Genomic DNA, 10,964 nt, shown 5'->3' with positions numbered 1-10,964 from the left:
GTTCGTCCAGCCGCGCGCGCAGCTCGTCGTTCAGCGCGCGCTCGTACGCGGCGGTGGCCTGGCTGAGCAACTTCAGCAGCGTCGGTTCTCCTGTTGACACAATATGAAGGTTACCTTTATATCTGGAATATGCCGGCACGCACTCTCACCTTCCGCAACGGGCACCGCGTCACCTTTGTCGCGCAGAGCGCCGACGAACACGGCCCCTACCTGCGGTTGGAGCACGTACTACCGCAAGCAGGGCGCCAGGCGGGCCCGCACTGGCACCCGGTCCTCACCGAGCGGTGGACGGTGCGCCAGGGACAACTTCGATTCCGCGTCGACGGCACGGAGATCGTCGCCCATCCCGGCGACACGGTGCGGGCGCGGGCGGGCACGGTGCACGAGTTCCACAGCGTGCTCCCCGGCACGGTGATCGAGCACGAGATCCGGCCGCCGCTGCGGCATTGGGAGATGTTCCGGTTGTGGCACAACCTGGATCGCGCGGGGAAGACCACCGCGGCGCGGGTGCCCCGTGACCCGCTCGCCCTCGCCCTGCTGTGGGATTACCAAGACGGTTACCTGGCGGGTGTCCCGGCCTTCCTGCAACGGGCCGTGCTCGGCGGTCTCGCCCGCGCCGCGGTACTTCTCGGCTACCGCCGCCGCTGGTTGGAAAACGCCTCCGACCTCGACTGACCAGCTCGGCCACAACCACCCGCACAGCCGAGGGCCGGTCTGCCGCTACTGTCGTTGCCATGGCTCAGCCCGACGCAGCGCCCGGCGACGCGACACCACTGGGTGTCTGGCCCGGCACCGCCTATCCCCTCGGAGCCACCTACGACGGCGCAGGCACCAATTTCTCGGTGTTCTCGGAGGTTGCCGACGCGGTCGAGCTCTGCCTGATCGACGGGGACGGCGCCGAGACCCGGATCGCGCTCGACGAGGTCGACGGCTACGTCTGGCACGCGTATCTTCCCGCCATCGATCCCGGTCAGCGCTACGGATTCCGGGTGCACGGCCCCTACGACCCCGACCGTGGCCTGCGCTGCGACGCGAGCAAGTTGCTGCTCGACCCGTACGGCAAAGCCTTCGACGGCGATTTCGACGCCCACCCCTCGCTGCACACCTACGGACTGGACTCACTCGGCCACACCATGACCGGCGTGGTGATCAACCCCTACTTCGACTGGGGCGCCGACCGCGCGCCGAATCGGCCCTACCACGAGACCGTCATCTACGAGGCGCACGTCAAGGGCATGACGATGACCCACCCCGAGGTGCCCGAGGAATTGCGCGGCACCTACTCCGGCATCGCGCATCCGGCGATCGTCGAGCATTTGAAGGGCTTGGGCGTCACCGCGATCGAATTGATGCCGGTGCACCAATTCCTGCACGACCGCGTGCTGCTCGACCAAGGGCTGCGCAACTACTGGGGCTACAACAGCTTCGGCTACCTCGCTCCGCACAACGGGTACGCGGCGCTGGACCGCGCCGGATCGGCGGTCACCGAATTCAAGGCGATGGTGCGCGCGCTGCACGCCGAGGGCATCGAGGTGATCCTCGACGTGGTCTACAACCACACCGCCGAGGGCAACCACCGCGGCCCGACGATCGGCTTCCGCGGTATCGACAACGCCGCCTACTACCGCCTGGTCGACGACGATCCTTCGCGCTACATGGATTACACGGGCACCGGCAACAGCTTGAACGTGCGCCACCCGCACACCTTGCAGTTGATCATGGACTCGCTGCGGTACTGGATCCTGGAGATGCACGTCGACGGATTCCGTTTCGATCTGGCCGCGACGCTGGCGCGGGAACTGCACGACGTGGACCGGCTGTCGACGTTCTTCGACCTGGTGCAGCAGGATCCGGTGGTGAGTCAGGTCAAGCTGATCGCCGAGCCGTGGGACGTCGGCGAGGGCGGCTACCAGGTGGGGAATTTCCCCGGTCTGTGGACGGAATGGAACGGCAAATTCCGTGACACCGTGCGTGATTACTGGCGCGGCGAACCGGCGACGCTGGGCGAGTTCGCTTCTCGGCTCACCGGCTCCTCGGACCTCTACGAGGCCACCGGGCGCAGGCCGAGCGCGAGCGTCAACTTCGTCACCGCGCACGACGGGTTCACCTTGCGGGACCTGGTGTCCTACAACGCGAAACACAACGAGGACAACGGCGAGGACAACCGGGACGGCGAGAGCTGGAACCGCTCGTGGAACTGCGGTGTGGAGGGGCCGACCGACGATCCGGAGATTCTCGCGCTGCGCGCCCGCCAGAGCCGCAACCTGCTGGCGACGCTGATGCTCAGCCAGGGTGTGCCGATGCTCGCGCACGGCGACGAGATGGGCCGTACCCAGCACGGCAACAACAACGTCTACTGCCAGGACTCGCCGCTGGCCTGGATGGACTGGTCGCTGCGCGAAAAGAACGCCGATCTGCTCGAGTTCACCCGCGCGGTGATCGCGTTGCGCTCCGAGCACCCGGTCTTCCGGCGCCGTCGCTTCCTGGCGCGCGGCCCGATCCGTTCGGCGCGGGACGCCCGGGAGATCGCGTGGCTCACCCCTTCCGGCGAGGAGATGACCGAAACGGACTGGGACAGCGGCTTCGGCAAGTCGCTGGCGGTCCACCTCAACGGCGAGGCGATCCCGGAGCCCGGCCCGCGCGGCGAGCGGATCACCGACGATTCGTTCCTGCTGTGTTTCAACGCCCACGACGCGGCTATCGACTTCGTGCTACCCCGCACCGGCGAAGGCGCGCGATGGTCGGTGGCGTTGGATTGCTCGACGCCGACCGGCCTGGCCGACGCCGGTTATGCCGGTGGCGCGAGCGTCACCGTCGAAGCTCGCTGTCTCCTCGTCCTCCGCCAGGCCACCTGACCCGAATGCCGATGAACGCACCCGACTCCGCCGAGATACACGTGACCGACCCGGTGTCCCTCCGCCGCAAACCCGCTCGCCAGACCACGATCCGCAGCACCTACCGGCTACAGCTGCGCCCGGACGCGCTGACCTTCGCCGAAGCGCGCGCCATCGCGGAATACCTCCAGCAGCTCGGTATCTCCCACCTGTACCTCTCGCCGATCCTCACCGCGACGCACGGCTCGACGCACGGATACGACGTCACCGACCCGACCACGGTCTCCGCCGCGCTCGGTGGCCCGCTCGGGCTCAAGGCCCTCGCCGACGAGGTGCGCAGCCGCGGCATGGGACTGATCGTCGACCTGGTGCCCAACCACGTCGGGGTCGCCGATCCGCGGCAGAACGCTTGGTGGTGGGACGTTCTGCGGAACGGCCAGGAGTCGCGGTTCGCGCCGTACTTCGACATCGACTGGAGCCCGGGCAACGGCGCGGGCGGCCGCCTGGCGCTGCCGGTGCTGCAGAGCGAGAACGACCCGGCCGCCTTGACCGTCGACCGCACGGGCGCCGAACCCATGCTCGCCCTGCACGATCTGCGCTTCCCGATCGCGCCGGGCACCGACGGCGACAACGCGCTGCGCATCCACGACAAGCAGCACTATCGCCTGGTGAGCTGGAAGGCCGGGCTGTGCACCTACCGGCGTTTCTTCGCCGTCAGCAGCCTGGCCGGAATCCGGCAGGAGCATCCCGAGGTCTTCGAGGTCACCCACCGGGAACTGGCCGCGTGGTGCGAACACGACCTGATCGACGGCGTGCGGGTCGACCATCCGGACGGTCTGTCCGACCCCGCGGGCTACCTCGCCCGGCTGCGCAGGCTGATCGGCCCGCACCGGCTGCTGCTGGTGGAGAAGATCCTGGCCAACCGCGAGCCCTTGGACGCCACGCTCCCGATCGACGGCACCACCGGTTACGAGGCGCTGGCCGATTTCGGCGGCGTGCTGATCGATCCGCGCGGCGAGCACGCGCTCACCGAACTGTCGCGGCGGGTCGCCGGGCACGGCAGCGACCGGGCCTGGATCGGCGAGACCGAGCACCGGATCAAGCGAGCGGTCGCGGAGAGCATCCTGACGCCGGAAGTGCGGCGGCTGGTCGCCGCGATCAAACAGGACGCGAACGCCGAGAGTTTCGACACGATGGCGCTGACCAACGCCACCATCGAGGTGCTGGCGTTCATGCCGGTGTACCGGGCCGACTACGCGCCGCTGGCCGGGATGGCGGGCGCGGTGATCGCCGAGGTGGAGAAGCGCAACAGCGAACTCACCGCGCCGCTGGCGGTGCTGGTCGCGGCGCTGGCCGCCGACGGGGCCGCGGCGGTGCGCTTCAGCCAGGTCTGCGGCGCGGTGACCGCCAAGGCGGTCGAGGACACCATGTTCTACCAGGCCGCGCGGCTGGTCTCGTTGCAGGAGGTGGGCGGCAATCCGGCGCGGTTCGGCCACTCGCTCAACGAGTTCCACCTGTCCAACAGTCAGCGCGCGCAGCTCTGGCCCGCCACCATGACGACGCTGTCCACGCACGACACCAAGCGCGGCGAGGACGTGCGCGCCCGCATCGGCGTGCTGTCCCAGGCCGCGGAGACCTGGGCGCGCAATGTCGACTCCTGGTTGGAGACCACTCCGGCGCCGGACGGGGCGACGGCACTGTTCCTGCTGCAGAACATGTTCGGTGTGTGGCCCGCCGACGGCCGTCCGGCCGCGTCGGTGCCGGGGCTGCGCGAGCGCCTGCACGCGTTCGCCGAGAAGGCGATGCGCGAGGCGAACACCAAGACCTCCTGGGAGGAGCCCGACACCGAGTTCGAGTCCGCCGTGCACGCCTGGCTGGACGCGGTGATCGACGGGCCGGTGGGTTCCGAACTCGGCGACCTGGTGCACGAGCTGGCGCCGCACGCCTGGTCGGACGCGTTGTCGCAGAAACTGCTGCAACTGTGCGGCCCGGGCATCCCGGACGTCTACCAGGGCTGTGAGCTGTGGGAGGACTCCCTCGTCGACCCGGACAATCGCAGGCCGGTGGACTTCGCCGCCCGCGCGGGCATGCTGCAATCGCTTACCGGCACACCGGCGCTGGACACCACCGGCGCGGCGAAGATGTGGATCGTGGCCTACGCGCTGTGGTTACGCCGCGAACGTCCGGACTGCTTCGTCGGCGGCGCCTACCGGCCGCTGTTCGCCACCGGCGACCACGCGGCCAAGGTGGTGTCCTACGCTCGTGGCCGCACCGGCGAGCCGCCCGAGGTCATCGTCGCCGCCACGCGCCACAGCGTGGGCCTGGCCGAGACCGGATGGGGCGACACGTTCCTCGACCTGCCCGCGGGCAGCTGGACCGACCGGCTGACCGGCCACACCTTCCAGGGCCGGGCCAGGCTGGAGAAGATGTTCGCCCGGCTGCCGGTGGCGCTACTGGTGCGCTGACAGTTCGAGCGCGGGCGCGCCGGCCGCCGCGGGAGCCCGCAGGAGCTCCTTGGAGAACACACCGCGGACCTGCTCGAAAGTGTCCTCCGGGAGCACCCCGCCCAGTTCGTCGCGCCAGCGGCGCAGGTTCGCGGGACGGTAGTCCAGCGCGTCCTGTGTGCTGGAGGCCAACCGGACCCCGTGGTCGGTGGGCGTGGACACCCGGCGCCAGGAATCCCAGTGGAAGCGGGGGCTGCGCGGATTGCGCAAGGTGCGAAGAACGTTCAGGATGCGGTAGCCGATGCTCAGCGAATCGTGCAGCCGCATGTGGTCCCCGTTCGCGGTGTCGCAGCGTTCGGACAGCTTGGCCAGCCGATCGCGGTCGAAGGAGAGCCCGACCGACTCCGCCTCGCGCACCATCCACTGCAACGTCGCGTCGGACAGGCCGCATTCGGCGTACCCGCCGCCGATATCGCTGTGCACGCCGGGGAACCACACCTGCTTGACCCGCTCGAACCCACGGCGGTACTTCACGGTCGGTTCGACCGGCACCTCCCACACGGACGGTTCGAAGTTGCGCCGCCGCTCGTCGATGGCCAGCGCTTGGCGGGCGCAGTGCACGTGGCGGGAGAGCTTGACGTCGTGGAACCGGTGGCGCAGCGAGGTGATGCCCGGCACGCCCAGCGCGCCGACGGTGTCGAACACGCCGAGGAAGTCGATCTTCGCTCGGCGGCAGTTCTCGCTGCGGAACTCCCGCCACTGCTCGGGCTCGGGCGGGTCCGGGTTCTCGGGCGTCGGCGCGGGCGGGCGCTGGCGGTAGATCCGCAGGGCCTCCGGGTACTTGCCCGCGATCATCGCCTCCGGGGTCATGATCCCGATGCGGCTGATCAGACCGGCCAGGCTGCGGGCGGTGAAGGCGCCGCGACTGAAGCCGAAGATGTAGATCTCGTCGCCCTTCTCCCAGTTCAGGGCCAGGTGCCAGTACGCGGAGGACAGATTCGCCTCGAGTCCGAGCCCGAACGCGCCGCCCATCAGACGATCGCTGATGAAGCCGCGGGCGCCCGGGCCGGAAACGTAGGTGACCCACTGCTGGATCTTCTCCCCCGCCGGTCCCGGCGCGTCGAACCGGATCGTCTGCGCGATCTTGACAATGTTCGAGACCGTGTCGCTCGACTCGGCCTTCCAGGTGCCGTCACAACATACAACCAGGCGTTTCATGCGCTGATCCTCCCGCTGGTATCCCACCGAAACCCGCGTACTCGACTACTCGAATTCATCGCCGAACAGACCGGACGGCGTTAATGGCACGGCCGAAATACGCGAGTCGACGAACCGGGCACAGCACTTCGGGCCCGGCTACGCGAACGAGACGCGGGTAATCGCATACGGCAGCGCGAGTTCGCGCGGCTGGGAAACGGCTGGGCGCTACGCGCGCCGCCGACCCGGATCGGCGCGCCGCACGAAGGCGAGCCCGATCAGCCAGCGCGCCGCGGCGAGCGCAACCGCGACCAGCACCGCGAGCTGCATCGACCCCGTGATCAGGGCCAGCACGAGGCAGCTCGCCAACCCGACGAGCAGTGCGTCGAGCTTGTAGACCGGCCACGCGCTGCCCGCGATATCGATCGTGGCGCTGCGAGCCGGAGGATGGACGACTGCCATCTCCTCAGGGTAGTCGGAATCGTAAGTTCGGGCCAGCGAACTTTCGCGGCCGGGAACACAGCGGATCGGCACGGTGTTGCCGCAGTCATGCCACTGACAGGTGAATACGAACCGAGCACATCCGACTGGGCCCGCGAGCAAGCCGAGGAGTACGAGAACTCCGGCGGCACCCAGGCAACGACCTTGAAGGGCAAGCCCATCATCCTGCTCACCACCAAAGGCGCGAAGTCGGGCAAGCTGCGCAAGACGCCGCTGATGCGGGTGGAGCACAACGGCGAGTACGCGGTGGTCGCCTCGCTGGGCGGCGCGCCGAAGCATCCGGTCTGGTACTACAACATCAAGGCCGAACCGCATGTGGAGCTGCGGGACGGCACGGTCAACAAGGACTACACCGCCCGCGAGGTCTTCGGCGAGGAGAAGGCGCAGTGGTGGGAGCGCGCCGTCGAGGTGTGGCCGGACTACGCGGACTACCAGACCAAGACCGACCGTCAGATCCCCGTCTTCGTCCTCACCCCCAGGTAGTTCTCCGCAGGTAGCCAGCGTGTCACTGCCACCCGCCGCCGCTCACCGCCGTGGCGGGTGGCAGCATGATTCGGGTGTCCGATCCGCTTGATGTCCTCGACGCACTGTCCGCTTCTCGTCCCGCGCTCACCGCGGACGAGATCGATGCTGCCGCCAAGCGAATTGCCGACGTCATCGATCCGACCCCGCTACAGCGCAGCGAGCGGCTGTCCAAGCTGACCGGGGCGAACGTCTATCTCAAGCGCGAGGATCTCAGCGCGGTCCGCTCCTACAAGCTGCGCGGCGCCTACAACCTGGTGGTGCAGCTGACCGAGAACGAACGCGCCGCGGGCGTGGTCGCGGCCAGCGCGGGCAACCACGCCCAGGGCGTCGCGTTCGCGTGCCGGGCGATGGGGATCAAAGTCCGCATCTACGTGCCCACCACCACTCCGAAGCAGAAGCGCGACCGCATCCGGGTGCACGGCGGCGAGTTCGTCGAGCTGATCGCGGTCGGCGAGACCTACGACGCCGCCGCCGCGGCCGCCGCCGCCGACGTCGAGCGCACCGGCGCGACCATGGTCCCGCCGTTCGACGACGCGCGCACCGCGGCCGGTCAGGGCACCATCGCCGCGGAGATCCTGGAACAGCTCGCCGCCACGCCCGACCTGGTGATCGTGCCGGTGGGCGGCGGCGGCTGCCTCGCCGGGATCGGCACCTACTTGCGCGCGCGGTCCCCGCGCACCGCCATCCTGGGCGTGGAGCCCGCGGGCGCGGCCTCGATGACCGCGGCCCTGGTGGCGGGCGGTCCGGTCACGCTGCCGGAGATCGACCCGTTCGTGGACGGCGCCGCCGTGCGCCGGGTGGGCACGGTGCCCTACACCGCGGTGTCCGGATTCGGGGGGCGAGTGGTCTCGCACGCCTCGCTGCCGTTGCTGACCACCACCCAATCGCCCAGGGGCGCGGGCGCTTTCCAGATGATGCAGGTCGACGAGGGCGCGATCTGCACCGCCATGCTCGATCTGTACCAGAACGAGGGCATCATCGCCGAGCCCGCGGGCGCGCTCACCACCACGGCGCTCGCGGAGATCACCGTGGAGCCGGGTTCGACGGTGGTGTGCCTGGTATCCGGCGGCAACAACGACGTCTCGCGCTACGGCGAGATCATCGAGCGTTCCCTGGTCCATCGCGGCCTCAAGCACTATTTCCTGGTGGATTTCCCGCAGGAACCCGGCGCGCTGCGCCGCTTCCTCAACGAGGTGCTAGGCCCCGACGACGACATCACGCTGTTCGAGTACGTCAAGCGCAACAACCGGGAGACGGGCGCCGCGCTGGTCGGCATCGAACTCGGCGCACCGGACGGGCTGGGGCCGCTGCTGGAAAGGATGCGGCATTCCCCGATCCAGTGCGAACGCCTCGAGCCGGATTCCCCGGCGTACCGGTACCTGACCTGAGCCTTCCGGCACGTCCAACTCCGGGGTTGCCGACCTCGGCCGGATCCTCGCGCGTCGGGCCGGCTCGGGCTCCTGAGCCGAGCCGGCTGTTCCGCGCTACTCGGCGCTGCGACTGGTGAAGTCGAACGATCCGCCGTCGATGCCCCAGGAGATGATCCGTTCGGGGTGAATGCGGATGACCGCGCGTTCCTGCGGTTCGAACGGTGGTTCCTCGTCATCGAGCGCCTCGGCCGTGCCGCGTACCTCGATACCGCGGATCACGTATGGCTCCAGCGAAACCTGCTGGTCGACGACGAACGACACCCGGCTGCCCGCCTCGACATTGCGGTACTTCCGGCTGGCGCGCATCCGCATGCCCCCGATGTCGATCGTGCCGTCGGCGTTCACCCGATAGCTGGCCGGGTTGTTCTGCACAACGCCGTCGGGCGACACCGTGGCCAAGCGGCCGATCCCGGCCTCGGCGAGAAACTGCTGTTCTTTGCTGGTGAAGGTCATCTCGGTTACTCCTCGTGAATTTCGATATCAGGTGTGCTCCGGCAATCAGCCGGAAGTTTGTCGGATGCGGGAAGCGCACGCTGCTGCCTGCCGCGCGCTTGCGTCGGCGGTTCAGCGCGACCGCCTACCCCGCGCGCTGAGGTCAGAACAGGATCAGCGCGGCGCACAGTCCGGCGATCGCGATGAACTGCAGGGTGACCCGGTACTTCAGGATGCTGTCCCACCTGTCCTGCAGCGCGCGGGCGTCGGCCGGAATGATGCCGCTGCGCGCAGCGGCCGTCTGCCGGGAATTGATCGGCTTTGCGATGCGGACGTAGAAGGCGAGCCAGGTCAGCAGCGCCGCCACCGTGATCCCCGCCGCGACAGCGGCGCCGAGCTGCCCGGCCCACAGCGCGATCACCAGGGTGAGCACCGCGGTGACCACACCCGCCACACCGACAATCGGCATGCGCTTGTCGCCGTAGTAGTGCCCCCATCCCGCACTCATGGTCACGGTCGCGTCATCGAGCTTGCGGTACACGGACCGGGTGATCACCGCCCCGCAGACGTCGGTGCCGTAGACGACGGCATTGAAGAGAACGGCGGCGGCGGCGATGATCTGGCCGGTGACGATGAGCATCTTCGGCTTCCCTTCAAAATCTAGCAACGTTAGAAACTTGAGCAACGTTAACATCACTCTCGCTATAATGTCTAGCCTTGCTAGATTGCAGCCGCCGCGCGATCGCGCCCGGATAGCGAGCCCCACTGCCCGTTCCGGCCGCGCACCGCCTACGCGAGCAAGCCGCTCACCGAGCGCCCGCGAATCTGCGCAGCAACCGCTGGTGACGCTGGCGCATCGCGGTCCCGGTTCGACCGAGTGGCGGACAGCCCCACAGCGCCGAGGTCGGCGATCCACTGCACCGGCAACCCCCGCCTCGACGCCGGTGAGCCGACCTGCCGCCCTCGATCAGGTCACAACCCGTGTGACCACTCCCGAGTCGATGCGCTCACCACGGCAGCGGTCTACCGGGTCCACTGGTCGATCAACACCGCCAGGCGGGCGTCCCGCTGAGCCGGACGCAGACGCCCACCGCGGTCGAGGGTCGCCAGGCCGTGCAGGGCGCTCCAGCCGACCTCGGTGAAGGTCTCCGGATCGTGCTCGCCCGCGAACGGCGAGAAGGCGGCGAACATGACGGCGAACGCGTCCCGCAGCGGCTGCGAGGCATTCTCGCCGAACGCGAGGTTCACCTTCATCAGGAACATCGCGTCGTAGAGCGCGGGCCGCGCGGTCGCGAACTCGAGGTAGGACCGCGCCACCGCCGCCAACGCCGCGCGCGGCTCGCCGCCCGCGGACTCCAACGCCGCGCGGCTGGACGCGGCCATCTCCGCGATGCCCTCCTCGGCGACCGCCGTGACGATCTCGTCCTTGCCCGCGAAGTGCGAATACAGCACCGGCTGGCTGTATTCGATCCGTTCCGCCAGCCTGCGCACGGTCACCGCGTCCCAGCCCTGCGACTCGGCCAGCTCGCGAGCGGTGTCGATGATCAGCCGGTGCCGTTCGGCGCGTTCCCGTTCTCGTCGCGTCTGGGGCGTCATAGCCG

10 protein-coding genes are annotated in these 10,964 nt (G+C 68.9%); 5 read left to right on the top strand and 5 right to left on the bottom strand.

The genetic code is table 11. The annotated features are described in order from the left end of the window. The first annotated feature begins 129 nt into the window (after positions 1-129). Genes ON27_RS09825 through treY form a run of 3 tightly spaced genes read left to right on the top strand, consistent with a single transcriptional unit; the run spans position 130 to position 5,299 of the window. Positions 130-675, top strand: a complete 546-nt coding sequence (locus ON27_RS09825; protein WP_043722902.1) for a cupin domain-containing protein — start codon at positions 130-132, stop codon at positions 673-675. A 59-nt stretch (positions 676-734) separates the two neighbouring features. Then, positions 735-2,855, top strand: a complete 2,121-nt coding sequence (glgX, locus tag ON27_RS09820; protein WP_043722899.1) for a glycogen debranching protein GlgX — start codon at positions 735-737, stop codon at positions 2,853-2,855. Positions 2,856-2,866: 11 nt separating this feature from the next. Then, a complete protein-coding gene (gene treY / locus ON27_RS09815) occupies positions 2,867-5,299 on the top strand; it encodes a malto-oligosyltrehalose synthase (protein ID WP_083887474.1) in 2,433 nt (810 codons plus the stop codon). Here the strand turns inward: treY and ON27_RS09810 are convergent. Both ON27_RS09810 and ON27_RS09805 read right to left on the bottom strand, forming a co-directional pair. Next, complete coding sequence (locus tag ON27_RS09810) at positions 5,285-6,496, bottom strand: T6SS phospholipase effector Tle1-like catalytic domain-containing protein (RefSeq protein ID WP_051046396.1); 1,212 nt, start codon at positions 6,494-6,496, stop codon at positions 5,285-5,287. The two genes, treY and ON27_RS09810, sit on opposite strands and share 15 nt — an antisense overlap. Positions 6,497-6,703: 207 nt before the next feature. After that, positions 6,704-6,937: a hypothetical protein gene (locus ON27_RS09805; RefSeq protein WP_043722934.1), complete on the bottom strand. Its 234-nt coding sequence runs from the start codon at positions 6,935-6,937 to the stop codon at positions 6,704-6,706. Positions 6,938-7,024: 87 nt separating this feature from the next. Between ON27_RS09805 and ON27_RS09800 the strand changes: the two genes are divergently transcribed. Next, positions 7,025-7,459: a nitroreductase family deazaflavin-dependent oxidoreductase gene (locus tag ON27_RS09800; protein WP_043722897.1), complete on the top strand. Its 435-nt coding sequence runs from the start codon at positions 7,025-7,027 to the stop codon at positions 7,457-7,459. A 74-nt stretch (positions 7,460-7,533) separates the two neighbouring features. Further along, on the top strand, positions 7,534-8,889 hold the full coding sequence (gene ilvA, locus ON27_RS09795; RefSeq protein ID WP_043722931.1) for a threonine ammonia-lyase IlvA: 1,356 nt from the start codon (positions 7,534-7,536) through the stop codon (positions 8,887-8,889). A 96-nt stretch (positions 8,890-8,985) separates the two neighbouring features. Here ilvA and ON27_RS09790 read toward each other — a convergent pair whose 3' ends face one another. The 3 genes from ON27_RS09790 to ON27_RS09780 form a co-directional block, all read right to left on the bottom strand. Then, positions 8,986-9,384 (bottom strand): PPOX class F420-dependent oxidoreductase, encoded by a 399-nt coding sequence (locus ON27_RS09790; protein WP_043722894.1) that lies wholly within the window; start codon positions 9,382-9,384, stop codon positions 8,986-8,988. 142 nt (positions 9,385-9,526) lie between these two features. Continuing rightward, positions 9,527-10,003 (bottom strand): hypothetical protein, encoded by a 477-nt coding sequence (locus tag ON27_RS09785; protein WP_043722892.1) that lies wholly within the window; start codon positions 10,001-10,003, stop codon positions 9,527-9,529. 383 nt (positions 10,004-10,386) lie between these two features. Beyond that, on the bottom strand, positions 10,387-10,959 hold the full coding sequence (locus ON27_RS09780) for a TetR/AcrR family transcriptional regulator (protein ID WP_043722889.1): 573 nt from the start codon (positions 10,957-10,959) through the stop codon (positions 10,387-10,389). Positions 10,960-10,964 lie beyond the last annotated feature (5 nt).

Source organism: Nocardia asiatica NBRC 100129, from assembly GCF_000308415.1.
Lineage (GTDB): Bacteria > Actinomycetota > Actinomycetes > Mycobacteriales > Mycobacteriaceae > Nocardia > Nocardia asiatica.
This window is presented reverse-complemented; position numbering and strand designations above follow the sequence as displayed.